At 72.0% G+C, this 23,089-nt stretch carries 18 protein-coding genes; 6 read left to right on the forward strand and 12 right to left on the reverse strand.

The annotated features are described in order from the left end of the window. The first annotated feature begins 43 nt into the window (after window positions 1-43). Window positions 44-1,477 (forward strand): regulator, encoded by a 1,434-nt coding sequence (locus tag ACIHIX_RS40810; protein WP_399965586.1) that lies wholly within the window; start codon window positions 44-46, stop codon window positions 1,475-1,477. A 55-nt stretch (window positions 1,478-1,532) separates the two neighbouring features. Here the strand turns inward: ACIHIX_RS40810 and ACIHIX_RS40815 are convergent, their stop codons facing one another. Both ACIHIX_RS40815 and ACIHIX_RS40820 read right to left on the reverse strand, forming a co-directional pair. After that, on the reverse strand, window positions 1,533-2,990 hold the full coding sequence (locus tag ACIHIX_RS40815) for an NAD(P)/FAD-dependent oxidoreductase (RefSeq protein WP_399965588.1): 1,458 nt from the start codon (window positions 2,988-2,990) through the stop codon (window positions 1,533-1,535). 149 nt (window positions 2,991-3,139) lie between these two features. Continuing rightward, window positions 3,140-4,036 (reverse strand): TIGR01777 family oxidoreductase, encoded by an 897-nt coding sequence (locus ACIHIX_RS40820; protein ID WP_399965590.1) that lies wholly within the window; start codon window positions 4,034-4,036, stop codon window positions 3,140-3,142. Between the two features lie 74 nt (window positions 4,037-4,110). Between ACIHIX_RS40820 and ACIHIX_RS40825 the strand changes: the two genes are divergently transcribed. Continuing rightward, complete coding sequence (locus tag ACIHIX_RS40825; protein ID WP_399965592.1) at window positions 4,111-4,599, forward strand: GNAT family N-acetyltransferase; 489 nt, start codon at window positions 4,111-4,113, stop codon at window positions 4,597-4,599. 161 nt (window positions 4,600-4,760) lie between these two features. Here the strand turns inward: ACIHIX_RS40825 and ACIHIX_RS40830 are convergent, their stop codons facing one another. Continuing rightward, a complete protein-coding gene (locus ACIHIX_RS40830) occupies window positions 4,761-5,390 on the reverse strand; it encodes a TetR family transcriptional regulator (protein ID WP_399965593.1) in 630 nt (209 codons plus the stop codon). Window positions 5,391-5,493: 103 nt separating this feature from the next. Further along, window positions 5,494-6,678: a MarP family serine protease gene (locus ACIHIX_RS40835; RefSeq protein WP_399965595.1), complete on the reverse strand. Its 1,185-nt coding sequence runs from the start codon at window positions 6,676-6,678 to the stop codon at window positions 5,494-5,496. 205 nt (window positions 6,679-6,883) lie between these two features. On the opposite strand from ACIHIX_RS40835, the gene ACIHIX_RS40840 reads away from it, so the two are divergent. Then, window positions 6,884-7,750 (forward strand): peptidoglycan recognition protein, encoded by an 867-nt coding sequence (locus tag ACIHIX_RS40840; RefSeq protein ID WP_399965597.1) that lies wholly within the window; start codon window positions 6,884-6,886, stop codon window positions 7,748-7,750. Here ACIHIX_RS40840 and ACIHIX_RS40845 read toward each other — a convergent pair. Further along, window positions 7,712-8,836: a lipid II:glycine glycyltransferase FemX gene (locus tag ACIHIX_RS40845; protein WP_399965599.1), complete on the reverse strand. Its 1,125-nt coding sequence runs from the start codon at window positions 8,834-8,836 to the stop codon at window positions 7,712-7,714. The two genes, ACIHIX_RS40840 and ACIHIX_RS40845, sit on opposite strands and share 39 nt — an antisense overlap. Window positions 8,837-9,036: 200 nt before the next feature. On the opposite strand from ACIHIX_RS40845, the gene ACIHIX_RS40850 reads away from it, so the two are divergent. Next, window positions 9,037-9,246, forward strand: a complete 210-nt coding sequence (locus tag ACIHIX_RS40850) for a hypothetical protein (protein WP_399965601.1) — start codon at window positions 9,037-9,039, stop codon at window positions 9,244-9,246. Between the two features lie 6 nt (window positions 9,247-9,252). Here the strand turns inward: ACIHIX_RS40850 and ACIHIX_RS40855 are convergent, their stop codons facing one another. The 4 genes from ACIHIX_RS40855 to ACIHIX_RS40870 form a co-directional block, all read right to left on the reverse strand. Continuing rightward, entirely contained in the window at window positions 9,253-9,771 is a 519-nt protein-coding gene (locus ACIHIX_RS40855; RefSeq protein WP_399965651.1) for a DUF4240 domain-containing protein, read from the reverse strand. Between the two features lie 56 nt (window positions 9,772-9,827). Continuing rightward, the gene (locus ACIHIX_RS40860; protein WP_399965602.1) at window positions 9,828-10,811 is read right to left on the reverse strand and encodes a helix-turn-helix transcriptional regulator; all 984 of its coding nucleotides are present in this window, start codon (window positions 10,809-10,811) and stop codon (window positions 9,828-9,830) included. Between the two features lie 119 nt (window positions 10,812-10,930). Continuing rightward, window positions 10,931-13,636, reverse strand: coding sequence for a pyruvate dehydrogenase (acetyl-transferring), homodimeric type (aceE, locus tag ACIHIX_RS40865; protein WP_399965604.1), 2,706 nt, complete (start codon window positions 13,634-13,636; stop codon window positions 10,931-10,933). Window positions 13,637-13,986: 350 nt separating this feature from the next. Beyond that, window positions 13,987-14,619: a GntR family transcriptional regulator gene (locus tag ACIHIX_RS40870; RefSeq protein ID WP_399965607.1), complete on the reverse strand. Its 633-nt coding sequence runs from the start codon at window positions 14,617-14,619 to the stop codon at window positions 13,987-13,989. 212 nt (window positions 14,620-14,831) lie between these two features. Here ACIHIX_RS40870 and ACIHIX_RS40875 point away from each other — a divergent pair, with 212 nt between their 5' ends. Beyond that, window positions 14,832-15,518 carry a hypothetical protein gene (locus ACIHIX_RS40875; protein ID WP_399965609.1) on the forward strand — a complete coding sequence of 229 codons (687 nt, stop codon included), beginning with the start codon at window positions 14,832-14,834 and terminating at the stop codon, window positions 15,516-15,518. 60 nt (window positions 15,519-15,578) lie between these two features. On the opposite strand, the gene sucB is transcribed toward ACIHIX_RS40875, so the two are convergent. From sucB to ACIHIX_RS40890, 3 genes are all read right to left on the reverse strand, one after another. Continuing rightward, window positions 15,579-17,366, reverse strand: a complete 1,788-nt coding sequence (gene sucB / locus ACIHIX_RS40880) for a 2-oxoglutarate dehydrogenase, E2 component, dihydrolipoamide succinyltransferase (RefSeq protein WP_399965611.1) — start codon at window positions 17,364-17,366, stop codon at window positions 15,579-15,581. 79 nt (window positions 17,367-17,445) lie between these two features. Beyond that, window positions 17,446-18,834, reverse strand: a complete 1,389-nt coding sequence (gene lpdA / locus ACIHIX_RS40885) for a dihydrolipoyl dehydrogenase (protein WP_399965613.1) — start codon at window positions 18,832-18,834, stop codon at window positions 17,446-17,448. 301 nt (window positions 18,835-19,135) lie between these two features. Further along, window positions 19,136-20,656: a leucyl aminopeptidase gene (locus ACIHIX_RS40890; protein WP_399965615.1), complete on the reverse strand. Its 1,521-nt coding sequence runs from the start codon at window positions 20,654-20,656 to the stop codon at window positions 19,136-19,138. A gap of 356 nt (window positions 20,657-21,012) precedes the next feature. Between ACIHIX_RS40890 and ACIHIX_RS40895 the strand changes: the two genes are divergently transcribed. Further along, complete coding sequence (locus ACIHIX_RS40895; RefSeq protein WP_399965617.1) at window positions 21,013-23,040, forward strand: hypothetical protein; 2,028 nt, start codon at window positions 21,013-21,015, stop codon at window positions 23,038-23,040. Window positions 23,041-23,089 lie beyond the last annotated feature (49 nt).

Below are 23,089 nucleotides of genomic sequence, written 5' to 3' on the forward strand. Positions count from 1 at the left end.
AAGGGCTGCTCACAGGCAATCCGGGCAGGAGACACCACCGCAGATGACGGAACGACCCGCGCAGCGCACTCCCAACCGCCAGCTCGCCGCGCTCATCGCAGAAGCGGGGTTCTCCAACGCGGGACTCGCCCGTCGAGTGGACCAACTCGGACTCGAACACGGGCTTGATCTGAGATACGACAAGACATCCGTCACCCGGTGGCTGCGCGGCCAGCAGCCCCGCGGCACCACTCCGGCCCTCATCGCCGAGGTCTTCACCCGCCGTCTCGGCCGGCGCCTGAGCGCCCAGGATCTCGGGCTCGACGCCTGCGCGCCCGTCTACGCGGGCCTGGAGTTCGCGGCCAGCCCCGAGGAGGCCGTCGACATCGTCGGCGGGCTGTGGCGCAAGGACTCCGGAAGCCACGCCGAACTGCGGAAGATCGCCTTCACCCCGGCCGGCCTCGTCGTCCCCAGCCGCGACTGGCTCATCGGCCGGGCCGACGACAAGGTCGCCCGTGGCGAGCCCCCGCTGCGCGTCCCCGCCCAGGGCCGCCCGGTGGTGCCCCGGCAGCGCGGTGCCGAGCGCGGGCCCGGCCAGAAGGTCACCGGCGGCGACATCGCAGCGCTCCGCTCGGTCGGTGAACTGTTCCGCTCCCTCGACGACATGTACGGCGGCGGGCACGCCCGCCAGGCCCTCGTGCGCTATCTGGAGCACGAGTGCGAGCCGATGCTGCGCGGTACCTACGGCGAGCAGGTCGGCCGCCGGCTGTTCGCCGCCGCGGCCGACCTGACCCGGCTCGCGGGCTGGACGTCATACGACATCGCGGCGCACGGGCTCGCGCAGCGGTACTTCGTGCAGTCGCTGCGGCTCGCGCAGGCGGCGGCGGACCGGGCCTACGGGTCCTTCGTGCTGATCACGATGAGCCGGCAGGCGGTCTATCTCGGGCACGGGCGCGAGGCGGTGCAGCTGGCGCGGGTCGCCCAGCAGGGGCTCGGGACCAATGCCCCGCCGGTCGTGCAGGCGTTGCTGCACTCCGTCGAGGCGCGCGGGCACGGGGTGCTCGGCGAGGTGCGCAACTGCACGGGGGCGCTGGTCCGCGCCGAGCGCGCCCTGGAGGCGGCCCGGCCCGGTGACGAGGTCCCGTACTGGGCCCGCTTCTTCGACGAGGCGCAGCTCGCCGACGAGTTCGGGCACGCGCACCGGGACCTTCAGCAGTTCCGCGCGGCGGCGCAGCATGCCGAGCGGTCGTTGCAGCTGCGGGCGCCGGCGTACGCCCGCAGTCGGCTCTTCTGCCGGGTGGTGCTCGCCTCCGCCCGACTGGGCCTCGGTGAACTCGATCAGGCCTGCTCGCTGGGTGCGGAGGCCGCGGGTGCCGCTGCTGAGATGCGGTCGGTGCGGGCGATCGAGTACGTGAGGGACTTCGAGCGGAGGTTGGAGCCGTACAAGGACGCGGCGCCGGTGCGGGGGTATCGGGACAAGGTGGCGGCGTTGGGGTAGTCGGGTGCGGGTGCGTCGTGGCTGGTCGCGCAGTTCCCCGCGCCCCTGGGTACCTCTAGGCGGCCCGCGTCGCGGGAAGCGGGTCCGCCCGATGCATCGAACCCCTCGCGCCCAGGTCCGACAGCAGTGCCGTCGTCGCCCTGTGCGCCGAGTGCAGCGCCCCCTGGACCGTGCTCGTGTCCCGGTGGTCGCCGCATACGTACAGGCCCGCCAGGAGGCGTACCGGGCGGCGTAGGTCATGGGGGGCCCGCATGGTGGGGACCGCTTCCGCGGTGTGGTGGACGGCGAGGGTCTCCCAGCGGGACGTCGACGTGCCGTAGAGGCGGGCGAGGTGCATGCGGACGGCGGTCTCGACGTCCGGCGGGGGCGGGCCGAGGACCGTCGAGGAGATCAGGGCGCGGCCCGCGGGGGCGCGGCTCGGGTCCACGCGGCTCACCACCGCCGTGTGGGCCACGGGGCCGCCGCGGTCCGCGTCGAGCAGCAGCGCGGTCCCGGTCTCCGGCGGTTCGTCCGTGGTGTGGTGAACCACCGTCACCGGGTGGAAGTCGGGTACGCGCAGGCCCGGCAGCAGCTCGGCCGCGGCGCGGGCGTCGGTCGCCAGGAGGACCGCACGACAGCGGAACTCGCCGTGCTCGGCGGTGGTCACCGTGTTCGTCGAGACCGAGGTGACCCGGACCCCGGTGTGCACCGTCCCCGGCGGCAGGGAGCGGGCCAGCAACTCCGGCAGGACCTCGGCCCCGCCCTCCGGCACACTCAGCAGGCCGCCCGCGAAGGCCCGCAGCGCGAGGTCCGCGCAGCGGCTGGACGTCGTCAGCTCCGGGTCGCACAGCAGGGCGGCGAGCAGCGGACGCAGGAACCCGTCGATCGTGCGGGCGGGCAGACCGCGGGCCGCGAGGGCCTGGGCGGCGGGGAGTTCGGGGCGGGCGAGGAGGCGCTCCACAGGGGCGCCCGCGATCCGGGCGAGCGCGGCGCCGAGGCGGGCCTGGTCGACGGCGGTGCCCAGCGGGGCGGTGCCGCTTCGGGGGGCCGCGGTCGGGCGGGGCGCCGGGCGGGGCGTCGGACGGGGCGCGGGACGGGGGGCGCTCGCCAGGGCGCGTACGGCGTGGAGTGCGCCCCTCGCGCTCCTAGTGCTCCTAGTGCTCCTCGTGCTCCGGGCACTCCTCACGCTCCGCGTCACGCTCCACGCGGCGTTCCCCGAGTTCGCCGGGGTGGCGCCCGCGCGATGGTGGCGGCCGTCGCTGTGCAACAGGACACCGGGCGCGAAGGGGCGCAGCACCAACCCGTCGAGCCCTGGTGTCAGGCGCAGTTCGGGATACGCCGTGGACAGCAGCTGCCCGATGCGGTCGAGCCGGAAGCCGTCGACCTTCTCCGTCGACATACGGCCCCCCACACCGTGGGCGGCCTCCAGGACTGCGGTCGTCACTCCTGCGCTGGTCAGTCGATGTGCCGCGGAGAGCCCGGCGACCCCGGCTCCCACGATCACGACGTCCGCCTGGTACGCGGGCTCAAGCACGTGCCCCTCCTCGAGGTTGCGCGGCCGGTGGAGACGTCATGCCCCCAACCGCCTCCGGGGATACCCGAGTTCGGCTTGAGGTTAAGGCCGTGATCGGTCAGGGACAGTCGCGCATGAACAGGGCACGGTCGCACAGCGGTCGCATACGGTCACACGGCGGCTTTCAGCGCCCCCTCGATCTCCGGGAACGCGAAGGTGAACCCCGACTCCAACAGCCGCTTGGGCACCACCCGTTGACTGCCGAGGACGTCCCCCGCCATCTCCCCGAGCACCGTCCGCAGCACCGGCGCCGGCACCGCGAAGAGCGTCGGCCGGTGCAGCACGCGCCCCATCGCCTCGGTGATCTCCCGATTGGTGAGCGGGGTCGGCGCGGTGAGGTTGAACGGCCCGGACAGGCCGTCGGTGTCGATGAGATGCCGGATGGCGGCCACCTCGTCGTGGAGCGCGATGAACGACCAGTACTGCCGTCCGTCACCCAACCGCCCCCCGAGCCCGGCCCTGAACAACGGGAACAACCGTCCCCACGCCCCGCCCCCGCGCGCCACCACCAGCCCGGTCCGGGTGAACACGGTCCGCACGCCCGCCTCCTGGGCCGGAGCCGCCGCGCCCTCCCACTCCACGCACAGCTCGGGCAGGAAGCCGTCCCCGGCGGGCGCGCTCTCGTCCACGACCCGGTCGCCGGTCTCGCCGTAATAGCCCATCGCACTGCCACTGACGAAGACCCGCGGCGGCTCCTCCATCGCGGCGATCGCCTGGGCCAGCGTCGCCGTGCCCAGCACCCGGCTGCGCCGGATACGGGCCTTGTACTCCTCCGTCCACCGCCGGTCGCCGATCCCGGCACCCGCGAGGTTGACCACGACCTCGCAGCCGGCGAGCCCGGCCGCGTCCACTCGCCCGGCCTCGGGGTCCCAGCGGACCTCGTCCGCTCCTTGTGGCGCCCGCCGGACGAGCCGCACCACCTCATGACCGTCCGCCGTCAGGGACCGCACCAGAGCACTGCCGATGAGACCGGACGCACCGGCCACCGCGATTCGGGAAGGCTGCATGCCGCCCATTCTGCGCCCCGGGCACCCGAAAACCCGTCGCCGCGGGGCGGCCCCGCCGCCGTAGGGTGGCGGTCATGTCCGAGCCGTACATACGCTGCGCCCTGCCCGACGACGACGAGGAGCTGGGCCTTCTCGACCGCGCGACCTGGTCGCCGCTGCACGCGGTGATGCCCCGGCCGCAGCCGCCCTACGGGCCGTTCTTCGACGAACGCCACAGCCCCGACGACCATCTGGTCGCCGAACTCGACCGCCGCATCGTCGGCTACGTCCGGCTCGCCTTTCCCACGTCGCTCGCCTGCAACACCCACGTCCGCCAGATCCAGGGCCTCGCCGTGGCCGAGGAGGCCCGCGGCCGTGGCGTCGGCCGGGCGCTCGTCCGCGCGGCCGTGGAGGAGGCGCGTCGGCGCGGCGCCCGTCGGCTCACCCTGCGGGTCCTGGGCCACAACACCCCGGCCCGCAGGCTCTACGAGTCGGAGGGCTTCGTCGTCGAAGGGGTGCTGCCGGAGGAGTTCCTGCTCGACGGCGAGTACGTCGACGACGTGTTCATGGGGCGAGGTCTCTGACCTGGTCGGCCTCGGCGGCCGCGCGACGCCTGCGCACGACGCGGAAGAGCACGGCCCCCGCCACCAGCAGGGAGATCAGGAAGAAGACGGGCAGTGTCATGGGCCCAGGGGTACGCCGGTGCCGGCGCCCGGCCAGGGCATTGGGCCGTACGAGGGCCGGGTCAGTCCGCCAACAGGCGCATACCGCCCCTGAGTTCCCGCACACAGCGCACGGCCAGCTCTGCCGGGGAGCCCGGCCCGGTCACGTCGGCGTCCGTCGCGGCCCACGCCTCCAGTGCCACCCGGATCGCGCCCGTGACCGCGGCGGCCGTCAGCCGTACCCCCAGCGGATCGGCGTCCGGCCCGGCCAGCCTGGCCAGCACCGGGACCAGCTTCTCCTCGGACTCCTGGTTCACCCGGTACCAGACGGCGCGCAGCGCAGGGTCGGCCACGGCCGCCCGCAGCAGCGCCCGGGTCTGCCGCAGCCCCTCCGCCGTGTGCGCGTCCGACGCCGACAGCGACTCCTCGACCGCCCGCTCCAGGGCGTCCGCCAGTCCCGCCCCCGGGTCCGACTCAGCCAGCAGCGCGCGCCGGCGGTCCGCGCCATGGGCGAGCAGCGGTGCCACGGCGTCCTGTTTGCTGCGGAAGTACCGGTAGAAGGTGCGCAGCGCGACCCCGGCCCGCTCGGCGATGTCCTCCGCGGTCGTCCGGTCCGGCCCACGCTCCGTGAACAGCCCGGCGGCGGCCCGCGCGATGTCCAGCTGGGTCGCCGCCTTACGGCGCTCGGTCAGCGACAGAGGCTTGGTGCTCACCGGGGGAGCGTACGCCGTTTCCTGGTGAACGACAGGTTCCGCAGCAGTGGCAAAGTGTGCCACCCGGGCGTACGCGCGCACGCGTTCGGCAGGCTGAGGCGCGTCACGAGGTGATCAGCTCACCCGTGTCCACCGGCGCCGTCGCCTTCGCCGCCCGCTCGGCGTCCGCGGCCACCTCGTCGGCGGTCAGGACGTACCCCGTCTCGTCGTCGGACGTCGACCGGGCGAAGACCACGCCGTACACCCTGCCGTCCGTGGTCAGCAGCGGTCCGCCGGAGTTGCCGGGCCGGACCGTGGAGCGGATCGAGTAGATCTCGCGCGTGACCCGCTCGTCGCCGTAGATGTTCTGCCCGTTCGCGTGGACCCGGTTGGCCACGGTGGCCGCCTGGAGGTTGAGGTCGCCGTCCTGCGGATAGCCGGCGACGACGGCGGAGTCGCCGCGCGAGGCGCGGTCGTCGAACTTCAGCACCGGGGCCTGAAGGCCCGGCACGTACAGGACGGCCACGTCCTTGTCCGGATCGAAGAGCACGACCTGTGCCTCGTACGACCTCCCGACCCCGCCGACGCGGACGCTCGGCCGGTCGATGCCGGCCACCACGTGCGCGTTCGTCATCACGTGCTCCCGCGCGTACACGAAGCCGCTGCCCTCGCGGCCCTGGGTGCCGGAGGCGCCCTCGATCTTCACCGTGCTCACCTTGGCGGCGGTCGTGGCGGCCCTGGTCACGCTGTCGCCGGTGGGCTTGGCGACCTGGGCCGTCGACTCGTTCTCGAACGGGTTGAAGACCTGCGGGAAACCCGCCTCGGTCAGCGCCGACGTGGCCCGGGAGAACCAGGTCGGCGTGGTGTCCGGCATCGCGTCCTGGACCGCGCCCAGCACCCGGGAGTCCCGGATCGACGAGGTGAGCAGCGCCGACGAGGACGCGCCGAGCACGCTCGCCGCCACCCACGCCACGATCAGCACGGCCACCGAGTTGGCCGCGGCCCCGCCGATCCCGTCGGCGACCCGCAGCGGCCCCTTGTCCAGCTCCCGGCGCAGCCGCAGCGCCAGCCGCCCCGCCAGTTCATGCCCCACCACGGCCGGGACCAGCACGGTCAGCACCGCGGTCACCGTCGCCGACGTACTGCCCGGTGTCACCAGGTCCATCATCCAGGGCAGCACCCACACCCCGATGACCGCGCCGCCCACGAACCCGGCGAAGGAGACACAGCCGGCCATGAGGCCGCGCCGGTAGCCGGATACCGCATAGGCCAGAACGACCAGCACCAGCACGATGTCGAGCAGGTCCACGGAGCCGCCTTTCTCTCGGACCCCTTATTACGGGCGGGACGGTCCCAGTGATCAGCACGCACCCGCGCGTGCCGTCCGGAACCGGCCACGCGCACGTGCGCACGACGAGCGTGCATCCGGAGAAACGCCCCGGACCAGGACGATGGTTCCACCGGGTGGCACACCACACATCGCGGGCGCGGACGATCCGGCCGAGAGTAGGACCATGCGTGTCCGACGAACCAGGGGGATGCGGAAACGACGCCCGGTCCGAATACCCGGCCGGGCCATGCTGCTGCTGGCCTGTGTGCCGGGCCTCGCGGCCGTGGTCGCCCTGATCCTGTGCGCGACCGGCGTCGAACGCCGGGCCGAGGCCCGCCCGGCCCATCCGCTCGCGGCCCGCCCGGCCACCCTCCATCAGGCGCCGAGGCCGCACATAGTGCCGCGCTCGGTCTGGGCGACGGGAACGGGCGAGGCGAACTCCGCCGCCCGCACCCCACCCCCCGCGCGCTACGACGACAAGGTCGTCGCCGTCTTCATCCACCACACCGACTCGCCCAACGGCTACGACTGCGCCGACGCGCCCCGCATCATCCGCTACCTCGCGGCCGGCCAGACCGGCGTCCGCGACTGGGACGACATCGGCTACAACTTCCTGGTCGACCGCTGCGGCACGATCTACGAGGGCCGCGCGGGCGGTGTCGACCGCCCGGTCACCGGCGCCCACACCCAGGGGTTCAACCACCGCACCTCCGGCATAGCGGCCCTCGGCACCTTCACGGCCGGCGTCCAGGTCCCGCCGGCGATGACCCACGCGATAGCGGCCCTCGCGGCCTGGAAACTGGGCCTCGCGGCCGTCGACCCGCGGAGCACGGTGAAACTCCTGTCGAGCAACAGCTACAGCCGCTATGCCGCCGGCACCACCGCCACCCTCCCGGCCGTCGCGGGCCACGACGAGGGCTATATGACCAGCTGCCCGGGCGCCGCCCTCACGGCCGAACTCCCCGCCATCAGGAACGAGGCGGCCCGCCTCCAGGGCCGGATGCCGCCGCGCTCACCGACGCCCGAGGTAGACCCGCACCGCACGCTGTAGCACGGCCCCCTGGCTGCCCACGGGCCGCTCCCACTCCCCGAGGTACTCCACGACCCGCCCACCGGCCCCGGTCTTGAAGAGCAGCCGTCCCAGCAACTTGCCCTCCGTCAGCACCGGCGTCACGGACCGCAGGTCGTACGTCTCGGCACCCGCCGCCCGCGCGTCGCCCAGCATCCGCCACAACAACGCGCTGCTGGGCCGGAACTGACGCCCCTGACGCCCGGAGGCGGCGTACGAGTGCCACCCCCTCGACCCCACGTTGATCATCAGCGCGGCGGACAGCACCACCCCGTCGTACTCGGCGAGATACAGCCGCACCTGGTCGTCGTCCAGGGCGTTGAGCGCCTTCCACAGCCGCCGGAAATAGTCGGGCGGCCGGGCCTTGAAGCCGTCGTGGGCCGCGGTGGAGGCGTACAGGCGATGGAAGTCGGGCAGATCGGCGGCACCACCCCAGCCGACCCGGACCCCGGCGTCCTCCGCGATCCGCAGGGCCTGCTCCCAGTGCGGGGAGAGCCCCTCGCGCAACGCGTCCACCGACCGCCCGGCGAGCGGCACCCGACACCCGTACCGGGGCTGTCCCAGCCCGAAGCCGTTCCCCTCCTCGGCGCACCGCCGCCACCCGAGCCGCGCCAAGCGCTCCCCGGCGTCCAGCGCGAACCCGTCCACCCCGTCCGCGGGCACCTCCCGCAGATGCCGTACGCCGGGGTCGGCGACGCCCGCCGCGACGGTGGCCGGTTCCCAGTGCCGTACGACCAGCGGTGGCCCGATCCGCAGGGAGAACGCCCCGCGCTCCTCGACATGCGCGACGAGCGGATCGAGCCAGGGTTCGAGGCGCCCGCGCCAGTCGACGGAGGGCCCGTCGGGAACGTAGGCGAGAAAGCGCCGGGTCCCGGGCAACGGCCGGTACAGCACCAGGGCGGCGGCGACCAGCGCATCGTCCCCGTCGAACCACCCCACGCTCTCGGCCTGCCAGTCGGGCTTCACATCGCCCCACTCGGGGATCTGGAGATGACTGACGTCGGGATGCCGCCGCAGGTGGGCGAGATGCTCCTCGCGCGATATCTCCCGCACGTACGGGCTGGTCATGGGCAGGGTGCTCCTGTTCGGGGGCGGCCACGGTACGCCGAGGAGCGCGCCACCGGTCAAGAGCCCACAAGTGAACCTTCCATGTCGATGACCAGGTCCGTCCGCCACCCTGTTCACAGGGTCCTCGTAGGCGACTCAAGGATCACCCCGAACCAACCCCCCTACCGTCAACGCATACGCACTGACTGGAGGTGGGGAACATGAACAGCAGTCACACCGGCACCAAGACGTCCCGCGGCCCCTGGGCGGCGCTCTGCGCGGCCGCGGCCGTCGTCCTCGGTCCGGCCGCCGTCACGGCCTCCGCGCTCGACCAGGCCAACGCGGCCCCGATGCACCACGTGGTGCTGAAGGCGGATCAGACACAGGCGTACATCCCGACGGACCCGAGCCGCCGCAGGGCCGCGGCGTGACGGGCGTCAGCCCCTGAACCGCTCCCACAGCTTCGGATACCGCTCCGCCAGCACCTGGTCGCTCTCGAAGTCGACCGGGGTGCCCTCCGGCTCCGACGGCGCCGGGGGGATGCCGAGGTCGGGGGCGACGGCGCCGGTGAGTTGCTCGTAGGCCTCGTCCGCGGCGTAGCCCAACTCCTCCCCGTCGCCGTCGATCTCCTCGTCGAAGTCACCGAGGAGGTCGGCCAGGGAGTCGGGCGCGTGCACGGCACCCTCGTACACCTCACGGCCCTGGCCGATCAGCCAGCAGCGGAAGAAGTCGAAGGCGTCGTCGCTGGCGCCGTCCAACAGGAGCCACGCGGCGCCCCAGAGGTCCCAGGTGTACGCCCGGTTGTAGCGGGCCTCGAAGTGACGGGCGAAGTCGAGGACCATCTCCGGGTCCAGCTGGAGGAGTCTGTCGACGAGCAGGTCGGCCTGCTCCTCGGGGTCGCCCTCGGCGGCCTCGCGGGTGGCGTCCACCAGCTCCCAGAACTCCGTCTCGTCCATCACGGGTCCAGCATCGGCCCTGCGCGGGTGGGGCGCACGTGGAGTGCGGCGGATTGTTATGTCCCGTACAGGCGGCCCAGGCGGAGCGCGTCCTCGGCGAAGCGCGCCCGGAGGCTCTTCGGGGCCAGCACCTCCACCTCCGCCGCCAGCCCCAGCAGCTGGGTGTGCGCGACCTCCTCGGACTCCACGGGGAGGGTCAGGGCCACCCACCCGTCCCCGTCCGGCGCCCCGGCGTCCGCCAGCGCCTCCCGGGCAGCCGCCCGATCGACGGCGTACGGCAGCCGGCGCACCCCTTCGGGAGACAGCCGTACGACCACCTCCGCCCGCAGGATGGCCCGCGCGAACTGCTCGGCCCGCTCCTCCCAGAACGCCGGCAGATCGAAGTCGTCGGTGCGCGAGAACCGTTCCTCGCCCGCCTCCACCGCCGTGAACCGGTCGATCCGGTACACCCGGAAGGAGCCGCCGGCCTCCGGGACGCGCGCGCAGAGATACCAGACCCCCGCCTTCAGCACGAGCCCGTACGGCTCCAGCTCCCGCTCGACCTCGGTCTCCGCCTCGCCCTTGCGATAGCGGGCGACGATCCGCCGGTCGTCCCACACCGCGTCCGCGACGGCGGGCAGCAGCTCGGGGGTCTTCGGCTCGTTCCACCAGGTGGGGGCGTCCAGATGGAACCGCTGGGCGGCCGAGCGCGACGCGTCCCGCAGGGAGGGCAGCAGCGCCGCCGACACCTTCAGACGCGCCGCCGAGGCCGCGTCCTCCAGGCCCATCTCGCGCAGCGCCCCCGGCAGCCCGGACAGGAACAGTGCCTCCGCCTCACCGCGATGCAGGCCCGTCAGCCGGGTCCGGTACCCGCCGATCAGCCGGTACCCGCCGGCCCGCCCCCGCTCCGCGTACACCGGAACGCCCGCCTCGGACAGCGCCTGTGCGTCCCGGGTGACGGTCCGCTCGGACACCTCCAGCTCCGCGGCGAGCTCGGCGGCGGTCATGGAGGGCCGGGACTGGAGGAGAAGGACCATCTTGATGAGGCGGGCAGCACGCATGAGGTCCATTAAAAAAGCAGGCCCGCCTCAGCGGACCTGCTTTTGGGGGTGCGGGGCTGTACTGGATCTGCGGCTACCGCCGCGTGGGCGCGACCAGCCCCCACTGACCCGCAGCCGACCTACAACCCGTAACGCTCGCGCGCTTCCTTGACCGACGTCGCCTTGACCTCACCGCGCCGCGCCAGCTGCGCCAGCGCCGCCACGACGATCGACTCCGCGTCCACGCCGAAGTGGCGACGGGCCGCGTCACGGGTGTCGGAGAGGCCGAAGCCGTCCGCGCCCAGCGACGACCAGTCCTGCTCGACCCACTGCGCGATCTGGTCCGGGACCTGACGCATGTAGTCGGAGACGGCCAGGACCGGGCCCTCGGCGCCGTGCAGCGCCTGCCGGACGTACGGGACGCGCTCCTCGCCGCGGAGCAGAGCGGCGTCCGCCTCCAGGGCGTCGCGGCGCAGCTCCGTCCAGGACGTCGCCGACCAGACGTCGGCCGCCACGCCCCACTCCTCGGCCAGCAGCCGCTGTGCCTTCAGCGTCCAGTGGATCGCCGTTCCGGAGCCGAGGAGCTGGATGCGCGGGGCGTTGGCGGCGGCCACCTCCACGCCCGCCGACTCCGCCGTGTTGAAGCGGTACAGGCCCTTGACGATGCCCTCGTCGATGCCGAGCCCGGCGGGCTTCGCCGGCTGCGGGAGCGGCTCGTTGTAGACCGTCAGGTAGTAGAAGACGTTCGGGTCCTCGCCCGGGGCCGCCTCGCCGTACATACGGCGCAGACCGTCCTTGACGATCGTCGCGACCTCGTACGCGAACGCCGGGTCGTACGTCAGCGAGGCCGGGTTCGTCGCCGCGATGACCGGCGAGTGGCCGTCCGCGTGCTGGAGGCCCTCGCCCGTCAGCGTCGTACGGCCCGCCGTCGCGCCCACCAGGAAGCCGCGGCCCAGCTGGTCGCCGAGCTGCCACATCTGGTCGGCCGTGCGCTGCCAGCCGAACATCGAGTAGAAGATGTAGAACGGGATCATCGCTTCGCCGTGCGTGGAGTACGCGGTCGACGCGGCGATGAAGTCGGCCATCGAACCGGCCTCGGTGATCCCCTCGTTGAGGATCTGGCCGTTCTTGGCCTCCTTGTAGTACATGAGCTGGTCCCGGTCGACCGGCTCGTACGTCTGGCCCTTGGGGGAGTAGATCCCGAGGGAGGGGAACAGCGACTCCATACCGAACGTACGTGCCTCGTCCGGCACGATCGGCACCCAGCGCTTGCCCGTCTCCTTGTCGCGGACCAGGTCCTTGATCAGGCGGACGAAGGCCATGGTGGTGGCCACGTTCTGGGAGCCGGAGCCCTTGTCGAAGGAGGCGAAGGCCTTCTCGGCGGGGGCGGGCAGCGGGGCCAGCGGGTGCACCCGGCGCGCGGGGGCGGGGCCGCCGAGGGCCGCACGGCGCTCCTGGAGGTAGCGCACCTCGGGAGAGTCGGCGCCCGGGTGGCCGTAAGGCACCACACCGTCGACGAACTGGCTGTCGGAGATGGGCAGTTCAAGAAGATCACGCATCGTCTTGAACTCGTCCACCGTCAGCTTCTTCATCTGGTGGTTGGCGTTCTTCGACGCGAAGCCCTCGCCGAGGGTGTTGCCCTTGACCGTCTGGGCCAGGATCACCGTCGGCGCGCCCTTGAACTCGACCGCGGCCTTGTAGGCGGCGTAGACCTTGCGCGCCTCGTGGCCACCGCGGGAGAAGTGGAAGCACTCGAGGATCTTGTCGTCGCTCAGCAGCTTCGCCATCTCGACGAGCGCGGGGTCGGCCCCGAAGAAGTCCTGGCGGATGTAGGCGGCGTCACGGGTCTGGTACGTCTGGACCTGCGCGTCCGGTACCTCGCGCAGCCGTCTCACCAGCGCGCCCGTGGTGTCGAGCTGGAACAGCTCGTCCCAGGCCGAGCCCCACAGCGTCTTGACGACGTTCCAGCCGGCGCCGCGGAACTGGGCCTCCAGCTCCTGCACGATCTTGAAGTTCGCGCGGACCGGGCCGTCGAGGCGCTGGAGGTTGCAGTTGATGACGAAGGTGAGGTTGTCGAGACCCTCACGGGAGGCGAGTGCGAGTGCCGCCGTCGACTCCGGCTCGTCCATCTCGCCGTCGCCGAGGAAGGCCCAGACGTGGGACTGCGAGACGTCCTTGATGCCGCGCGCCGTCAGATAGCGGTTGAAGCGGGCCTGGTAGATCGCCGACAGCGGGCCGAGGCCCATGGAGACGGTCGGGAACTCCCAGAGCCAGGGCAGGCGGCGGGGGTGCGGGTACGACGGGAGGCCGTTGCCGCCCGACTCACGGCGGAAGTTGTCGAGGTGGTCCTCGTTCAGCCGGCCGTCGAGGAAGGCGCGGGCGTAGATGCCGGGGGAGGCGTGGCCCTGGATGTAGAGCTGGTCACCCGACCCGTCCGCCTCCTTGCCCTTGAAGAAGTGGTTGAAGCCGGTCTCGTAGAGCCAGGCCGCGGAGGCGAAGGTGGCGATGTGGCCGCCGACTCCGTATTTGCTGCCGCGGGTCACCATGGCCGCCGCGTTCCAGCGGTTCCACGCGGTGATCCGGGTCTCCAGCTCCGGGTCGCCGGGCAGGCCCGGCTCCGCGGCGGTGGGGATGGTGTTGACGTAGTCGGTCTCGAGGAGCTTCGGCAGCGCGATGCCGTTCCCCTCCGCCCGCTCCAGCGTGCGGCGCATCAGGTACGCGGCACGATGCGGGCCCGCCGCCTTGGCGACCGCGTCCAGGGAGGCCTGCCATTCGGCGGTCTCCTCGGGGTCCCGGTCGGGGAGCTGGTCGAGCTCGCTCGGCTGGATGGCGTGGGGGTCGGTCATGTCGCCGCCTTCCTCAGTCGAAGGGGGTTCCCTCATCTGTAAGGGTTCGGGGTCGCCCTAGGTCTTTGGCAGGACAGGGCTGGGGCCTCGGTAGAGGCCCGTCGGCGACTGTAACTCCCTGATCGATGATCGATCAAAGGGTTGAGGGGCAAAACCTCTTGATTCCGAGAAAGTAGGCACGGGGTGCCTCCGGCGGTGGCACCGGGTGACCTTGGTGAGGGCTTGTTTTCGCAGGTGAGCGGGGGAGTGCTCGGGTGGGGGCGGTCTCGCCGTAGGGGTACGGGTGCGTGGCCGAGGGCGGGCGATGTGCGGCTGGTCGCGCAGTTCCCCGCGCCCCTGGGTATGCCGCCCTACTCCCCTTCGTGCCGGGGCGCACACCCCAGCACATGCGCCTTCACCAGCTCCGCGATACGGGGATCCCGGCGCCGGAACGCCTGCACCAGCTCCTCGTGCTCCTCCGCGTACGACTGCTGCACCGTGCCCAGCCACCGGATGGACAGGGCGGTGAAGACCTCGATGCCGAGCCCCTCCCAGGTGTGCAGCAGCACGGAGTTGCCGGCCGCGCGGACCATCTCCCGGTGGAAGCCGACCGTGTGCCGGACCTGCGCCGTGCCGTCCGCCTCCCGGTCGGCCTCGTACAGCGCCATGACATGCGGTTCCAGCGCCGAGCAGTCCCCCGCCAGCCGCTCCGCCGCCAGCTCCGCCGCGATCGCCTCCAGACCGGCCCGGACCGGGTAGCTCTCCTCCAGGTCGGCCGCGGTCAGGTTCCGCACCCGTACGCCCTTGTTCGGCGCCGACTCGATCAGCCGCAGCGACTCCAGCTCACGCAGCGCCTCCCGCACCGGCGTCTGGCTGACCTCCAGCTCCGTCGCGATCCGCCGCTCGACGATGCGCTCGCCCGGCTTCCAGCGCCCGCTCACGATCCCCTCCACGATGTGCTCGCGGATCTGTTCGCGCAGCGAGTGGACGACGGGCGCGGTCATGAGTGCTCCTTAAGGGCGTTTGACGTTTAGACAATAAGGCCGAGTGCCCGTTCCGGAGGGGCGCATGGGGGCGCTTTCATGCAGGTGAGACGAGACTTACACGCTCCCAGTCCGATGACTTCTGTCAAGACGCGGAACCCCGTGACCCCGGGAAGTGTCGCGTTCGGCAGGGGTTGCCGCATCGGTGCCCCTTCGTACGACGGGGGGACGGCATGAACATCGGGGGACACCGGGGGCGGGCCATCACGGCCGTGATCGGAGCGATCGCCGGGATCGCCGGGGTCGTCGGCATCACCGGCTGCGGGCACACGGCGACGAAGGCGACGGTGGACGTCACGCCCAGCACCGCCGAAGCGCTCACCGACATGGCGGGCGCCGGACAGGCGGGCAGCGGCGGCGGCGCCTGCGTCTTCGTCAAGCCCGACGGGGCGCAGAAGTTCGGCCACGTCGGCTGGGGCTTCCGGATCACCGGCACGAACCAGTGGGTCTACGGCGCCGTCGAGAACCCCACGAACAAGCTGTACACCCCGCCGGGCGGCGACATCGGCGCCTGGCACGCGCAGGGATCGTACGACCGCATGCTCAGCGACATGTCCCGGGACGCCCACTACCCGGGCAGGTCCACGCACCCGTACAGCCGTTACCGCTGCGTCGCCTCCTCGACCGGGGACGTGAACTCCGCCCGGGCCATGGTCCGAACCGTCGAGGGCCGCGGCTTCCTCGTCGGATTGGACCCGCGGACCGGCGAACTCACCTCACGTGACTGCCTCGACGCCACCTACGACGTGCTGCGCGCCTACCGCGCCCGGCATCTGACCTACTCGCCCCGGCTCAACGTCCCGAACGTGTGGGTCGAGACGCTGTGGGACTGGAGCGACCGCACGCTGACGCCCCGCTGAAAGACCGGTGCCCCGCCCGGAGAACGCTCCGGACGGGGCACCGACGTACTGCTGACAGCCCTACAGGCCGAGCTCGACCTCGAACTCGCCCGCCTCCAGGATCGCCTTGACCGCGGTCAGGTAACGGGCCGCGTCGGCGCCGTCCACCAGACGGTGGTCGTAGGAGAGGGTCAGGTAGGTCATGTCGCGGACGGCGATGACCGTGCCCTCCTCCGTCTCCAGGACGGCCGGGCGCTTGACCGTGGCGCCGATGCCGAGGATCGCGACCTGGCCCGGCGGCACGATGATCGTGTCGAAGAGCGCACCGCGCGAACCGGTGTTGGAGATGGTGAAGGTCGCGCCCGACAGCTCGTCCGGCGTGATCTTGTTGGCGCGGACCTTGCCGGCCAGCTCCGCCGTGGCCTTCGCGATGCCGGCGATGTTGAGGTCGCCCGCGTGCTTGATGACCGGGGTCATCAGGCCCTTCTCCGAGTCCACCGCGATACCGATGTTCTCGGTGTCGAAGTAGGTGATCGTGCCTTCGCCCTCGTTGATCTTGGCGTTGATGGGCGCGTGCGCCTTCAGCGCCTGGGCCGCGGCCTTGACGAAGAACGGCATCGGGGACAGCTTGACGCCCTCACGGGCGGCGAAGGAGTCCTTGGCCCGGGCACGGAGCTTCATCAGCCGCGTGACGTCGACCTCGACGACCGAGGACAGCTGCGCCTGCTCGTGCAGCGCCTTGACCATGTTGTCGCCGATGACCTTGCGGATGCGCGGCATCTTGACGGTCTGGCCACGCAGCGGCGAGGCCTCCAGGGCCGGGGCCTTCTTCGCGGTGGCGGCCGGGGCGGCGGCCGGAGCCGGGGCAGCGGCAGCGGCCTTCGCGGCCTCGGCGGCGGCGATGACGTCCTGCTTGCGGATACGACCGCCGACGCCGGTGCCCTTGACGGAGGCGAGTTCGACACCGTGCTCGGCGGCGAGCTTGCGCACCAGCGGGGTCACGTAGGCACCGTCGTCACCGGAGGTCGCGGCCGGAGCCGGGGCAGCGGGGGCGACGGGAGCCGGCGCGGCCGGAGCCGGGGCGGCGGCGACCGGGGCGGGCGCCGGAGCCGGAGCGGCGGGGGCCGGAGCCGGGGCCGGCGGTGCCACGGGGGCGGCCGGGGCGGGCGCGGGGGCCGGAGCGGCGGCGGCCGGAGCCGGAGCCGGCGCGGCAGGGGCCGGGGCAGCGGCCGGAGCCGCACCCGGGGCGCCGATGACGGCGAGCTTGGCGCCGACCTCGGCGGTCTCGTCCTCACCGACGGTGATCTCCAGCAGGACACCCGAGACCGGGGCCGGGATCTCGGTGTCGACCTTGTCGGTCGACACCTCCAGCAGCGGCTCGTCGGCGTCGACGGAGTCGCCGACGGCCTTCAGCCAGCGGGTGACGGTGCCCTCGGTGACGGACTCGCCGAGCGCGGGCAGGACGACGTCCGTGCCCTCGGCGCTGCCGCCGCCGGCGGCGGCCTCGGCGGTGGGAGCGGGCGCCGGGGCGGCCTGCTCGGTGGACGGGGCGGCAGCGGCCGGCTCGGGAGCCGCGGCGGGCGCGGGCTCGGGCTCGGCGGCCGGGGCCGGGGCGGCAGCGGGGGCGCCCGTGCCGTCGTCGATGATGGCCAGCTCGGCGCCGACCTCGACGGTCTCGTCCTCGGCGACCTTGATGGAGGACAGGACGCCGGAGACGGGGGAGGGGATCTCGGTGTCGACCTTGTCGGTCGACACCTCGAGCAGCGGCTCGTCGGCCTCTACTCGCTCACCCTCGGCCTTCAGCCAGCGGGTGACAGTGCCCTCGGTGACGCTCTCGCCGAGCGCCGGAAGGGTTACGGAAACCGCCATGGTTTCGGTTGCTCCTTACGAATTGCGGAAGTCTGTGTCGTCGCGGAGACGGAGTCGCTTCGCGGGGTTCGACCGAGGGTCAGTCGTGCGCGTGCAGCGGCTTGCCGGCCAGGGCCAGGTGGGCCTCGCCGAGCGCCTCGTTCTGCGTCGGGTGGGCGTGGATGAGCTGGGCGACCTCGGCCGGCAGCGCTTCCCAGTTGTAGATCAGCTGGGCCTCGCCGACCTGCTCGCCCATGCGGTCGCCGACCATGTGGACGCCGACCACGGCACCGTCCTTGACCTGGACGAGCTTGATCTCGCCCGCGGTCTGGAGGATCTTGCTCTTGCCGTTGCCCGCCAGGTTGTACTTCAGAGCGACGACCTTGTCCGCACCGTAGATCTCCTTGGCCTTGGCCTCGGTGATACCGACGGAGGCGACCTCCGGGTGGCAGTAGGTCACACGGGGGACACCGTCGTAGTCGATCGGGACGGCCTTGAGACCGGCCAGACGCTCCGCCACCAGGATGCCCTCGGCGAAGCCGACGTGCGCGAGCTGGAGCGTGGGGACGAGGTCACCGACGGCGGAGATGGTGGGGACGTTCGTCCGCATGTACTCGTCGACCAGGACATAGCCGCGGTCCATCGCGACGCCCTGCTCCTCGTACCCGAGACCGGCGGAGACCGGGCCGCGGCCGACCGCGACCAGCAGGACCTCGGCCTCGAACTCCTTGCCGTCGGCCAGGGTGACCTTGACGCCGTCGGCGGTGTACTCGGCCTTCGAGAAGAAGGTGCCCAGGTTGAACTTGATGCCGCGCTTGCGGAACGCGCGCTCAAGAAGCTTGGAGGAGTTCTCGTCCTCGACCGGGACGAGGTGCTTGAGGCCCTCGATGACGGTGACGTCCGCACCGAAGGACTTCCAGGCGGAGGCGAACTCCACGCCGATGACGCCGCCGCCGAGGATGATCGCGGACTTCGGTACGCGGTCCAGGACGAGGGCGTGGTCCGAGGAGATGATCCGGTTGCCGTCGATCTCCAGGCCGGGCAGCGACTTCGGCACGGAGCCGGTCGCGAGGAGCACGTGCCGCCCCTGGACCCGCCGGCCGTTGACATCGACGGAGGTCGGCGACGACAGCCGGCCCTCACCCTCGATGTACGTCACCTTCCGGGAGGCGACAAGGCCCTGGAGGCCCTTGTACAGCCCGGAGATGACACCGTCCTTGTACTTGTGGACACCGGCGATGTCGATGCCCTCGAAGGTGGCCTTCACGCCGAACTGCTCGCTCTCGCGGGCCTGGTCGGCGATCTCGCCCGCGTGAAGCAGGGCCTTCGTGGGGATGCATCCCCGGTGCAGGCAGGTGCCGCCGACCTTGTCCTTCTCGATCAGGGCGACGTCCAGGCCCAGCTGCGCCCCGCGCAGGGCCGCGGCGTACCCGCCACTACCACCGCCGAGGATCACTAGGTCGAAAACGGTGCTGGCGTCGTTCGCCACGTCACGTCCTCCATGCATGTGCGCCTACGCCGGTCTGCGGTGACCGGTCGGCGGCTGGTGTCCGGCCGCTCTTTCTTCGGCCCTGTGGTGGGGCCCTGTCCTGCCGAGCCCCATCTTCGCACTTGTCGGAAGGGAACGAGACGCCGGGCCGGGGTGTGAGACGCCACACGCTCACATGTGAAGAGGGCACAAAGTGAGATGCCTGGGGCTGACGCCCTCAGGGGCGCGGGGAACTGCGCGACCGGCCACAGCCGGCCCGCAGTCGCCCGCGAACCCCAGGCGCCGAGCTCTCAGGCGACGGTCACCCCAGGTCGCCCGCAGCAGTCAGCTCCGCCAGCCGCACCAACGTACGGACAGCCGTACCCGTACCCCCCTTGGGCGTGTACCCGAACGGCCCACCCTCATTGAACGCGGGGCCCGCGATGTCGAGGTGCGCCCAGGTGATGCCGTCGCCCACGAACTCCCGCAGGAAGAGCCCGGCGACCAGCCCGCCGCCCATCCGCTCACCCATGTTCGCGATGTCGGCGGTCGGCGAGTCCATCCCCTTGCGCAGGTGCTCGGGCAGCGGCATCGGCCACGCCGGCTCGCCGACCTCCTCGGCCGCCTCGTGCACCGCGGAGCGGAACGCGTCGTCGTTCGCCATGATCCCGAACGTCCGGCTGCCCAGCGCCAGCATCATCGCCCCGGTCAGCGTCGCCACGTCGACGATCGCGTCCGGCTTCTCCGCCGACGCCGCCCACAGCGCGTCGGCCAGCACCAGCCGGCCCTCCGCGTCGGTGTTGAGGACCTCGACGGTCTTGCCGCTGTACATGCGCAGCACGTCACCCGGGCGCACCGCGGACCCCGACGGCATGTTCTCGGCGAGCGCCAGCCACGCGGTGACGTTCACCTCCAGACCGAGCCGCGCGACGGCGACGATCGCGGCGAAGACCGCCGCCGCGCCGCTCATGTCGCACTTCATCGTCTCGTTGTGACCGGCCGGCTTGAGCGAGATGCCGCCCGAGTCGTAGGTGATGCCCTTGCCGACGAACGCCAGGTGCTTCTTCGCCTTGGAGGAGGTGTACGACAGCTTCACCAGCCGCGGCTTGGCCTCGGAGCCGCCGCCGACGCCCAGGATGCCGCCGTAGCCGCCCTTGACCAGCGCCTTGTCGTCGAGCACCTGCACCTTGATGCCGTGCTCCTTGCCCGCGGCCTGCGCGACGGCGGCGAAGGCCTCGGGGTAGAGGTCGTTCGGCGGGGTGTTGATCAGGTCTCGAGCGCGGTTCAGCTCCTCGGTGACCGCGAGGGCACGCTCGACGGCCGCCTTGTACGCCTTGTCGCGGGGCTTGCCGCCCAGCAGGGCGACCTCGGCGAGCGGCGCCTTGCCGTTCTTCGGGTCCTTGCCGTTCTCCTTGTACGCGTCGAAGGAGTACGCGCCGAGCAGCGCGCCCTCCGCGACCGCGCCGGCGTCGGCGGCGTCCGTCAGCGGCAGCGCGAACGCGGCCTTCTTGGCGCCGTGCAGCGTGCGGGCGGCCGCACCGGCGGCCCGGCGCAGCGCCTCGGCGTCGAAGGAGGAGTCCTTCTCGGGCTCCGCGCCGAGACCCACCGCCAGTACGAGCGGGGTCTTGAAGCCGGACGGCGCGGGCAGCTTCGTCACCTCGCCCTCGGCACCGGAGGCGCCGAGGGTCTCCAGGACGCCGGCCAGCTTGCCGTCGTAGGCCTTGTCCACGGATTCGGCGCCCGGGGCGACGACCGGGCCCTTCGCGCCCTTGGCGACACCGATCACGATCGCGTCGGCCCGCAGGCCGGGCGCCGCGGCGGTGCTGAGAGTGAGAGCAGTCACGGTGGTGAAATCTCGCTTCCGATGTGAAGTTCAGTCTGGTCGAGTCTGGGTGGGTCGACCGGGCCCGACAGCCGACCCTAGAACTGGCTGTGCGGGCGGCATCGTCCGGGGCCTTCACCCCGTCGATGAACACCCGGAACGAGCCTACGCGCGTGGCGCGCTTTCGCTCATTCCTACGGGCGTTCACCTGTGGGTGGCGTCGTGGCCACTTCTCAGCTCTCACTCCCCGTCACCTCGGTCACACTCACTGTGTTCCGGCGGGCGCTCTGCTCGCCGCTTTGCATGATTTCCACGGATCCTCCGCCGATTTCCCATCAAAGGGGCGCCAGGGGATCTTCTGGGGGGAAGGGACACCAATGGCGCACCGTGCGCACAGATGGAAGGTCGCGGCAGCCGTCTCCACGACTGCGGGGCTGATCGCGCTGGGACTGGGGGCTCCCGGCGCCGTCGCCGCGGCGACACCACGTATCGACCTGAAGGTGCTGGTCGTGGACAACGGCGACAGCCCGGTCCAGGCCATCACCGCCCAGCTCAGGAACACCGGCATCCCGTACACCGTCGTCGACCTGAACGCCGGCGACCGCCCGGTCATCACGGCCGCGTTCCTCGCCGACACGGTCAACGGCACGCCCCGGGCCCGGTACCAGGGCGTCGTGCTGCCCAACGAGGCCCCGTTCGGCGCTGGTTCGGCGGAGCAGACCGCGCTGGAGACGTACGAGAGGACGTACGGCATCCCGCAGGTCGACGCCTACACCTGGGCGCACCCGGAGGTGGGCCTGGACTACAGCGCGTACTCCGGCACGCTGGACGGCCGGACCGCCGACGTCACCACGGCAGGCAAGGCGGGCTGGTTCGGGTATCTCGACGGGGCCGTCGCCTTCGAGGACAACTCGGCTGCCACGCAGGAGAGTTACGGCTTCGTCGCGACGCCCCGCACCGGCTTCACCAGCTATGTCGACGTCCCCGTGCCGGGCGGCACCGGCCGTGGCAGCCTGATCGGCGAGTACGCGCACGACGGGCGCCGCGAACTCGTCGTGACCTTCGCCTACAACCAGTACCAGCAGCAGTTCCGGGTGCTCGCCCGCGGCATCGTGGAGTGGCTGACCCAGGGCGTGCACCTGGGGCAGATCCGCAACTCCTTCGAGGTCCACGTCGACGACGTCTTCGCACCGGACAGCCGCTGGGACACCGCACACCACTGCACCCCGGGCGACTTCACCTGCCCCGGCGGCGACGGCGAGGGGACCGTCCCGATCCGGATGACCGCCGCCGACGCCCAGTACGCGGCGCAGTGGCAGCAGGAGCACGGCTTCAAGCTCGACATGGTCTACAACGCCGGTTCCGGCGAGGAGTGGAAGACCGAGAACGGCGGCACCGACGCCCTCGCCGCCCAACTCCTCGCGGACAAGGCCAAGTACCGCTGGATCAACCACACCTACACGCACAAGTTCCTCGGCTGCATCCAGGACACCACCGCCGTGCCGTGGAGCTGCGCCAAGAACGCCGACGGCACGACCCGGTACCTCAGCCGCGCCGAGATCTCCGCGGAGATCGGCGACAACTACAACTGGGGTGTCGGCAAGGGCCTCCCGCTCAACCGCGCCGAACTCGTCACCGGCGAACACTCGGGTCTGCGCACCCTGCCCCAGCAGCCCGACGACAATCCCAACCTCGCCGGCGCCCTCGCCGCAGGCGGCGTCAAGTGGACCGCCTCCGACAACTCCCGCGAACCCGACCAGCGTGCGGTCGGCAGTGGCACCCTCACCGTGCCCCGCTACCCGATGAACGTGTACTACAACACGGGCACCGACGCGGAGATGGCCGACGAGTACAACTGGATCTACACCTCGGCGGCCGACGGCGGCAGCGGCCTGTGCGAGAACAACCCGACGTCCACCTGCCTGCCCGCGCCCCTCGACACGGCCACCGGCTACCGGTCGTACATCGTCCCGCAGGAGGCCCGCACCGCCCTCGGCCACGCGATCTCGGGCGACCCGCGCCCGCACTACGCCCACCAGTCCAACCTGGCCGAGGACCGCACGCTCTACCCGGTCCTGAACAAGGTGCTGGCCGACTACCAGGCCCTGTTCGCCGACAACACCCCGCTGGAGAACCTCGCCCAGGCCGCCATCGGCACCGAACTCCAGCGCCGCGCCGCCTGGCAGGCCGCCCTGGCCTCCGGCAGGGTCACGGCGTACCGCGTCGGCACCACGGTGACGATCACGGCCCCGAGCGGGACGCAGATCCCGGTGACGGCACCGGAGGGCACGAAGAAGCAACTGCTGCTGGGGACGGCGACGTTCGGCACCGCCTACGCGGGCAGGCGCTCGGCATGGACCACGCCTGAGCCACTGCAATCAGCAGTCACTTTGAAACTGCCGTAAGCAGCGACGCCCCAAAGGGGCGCGGGGAACTGCGCGACCGGCCACAACG

This window comes from Streptomyces sp. NPDC051913 (assembly GCF_044593635.1).
Classification (GTDB): Bacteria; Actinomycetota; Actinomycetes; order Streptomycetales; family Streptomycetaceae; genus Streptomyces.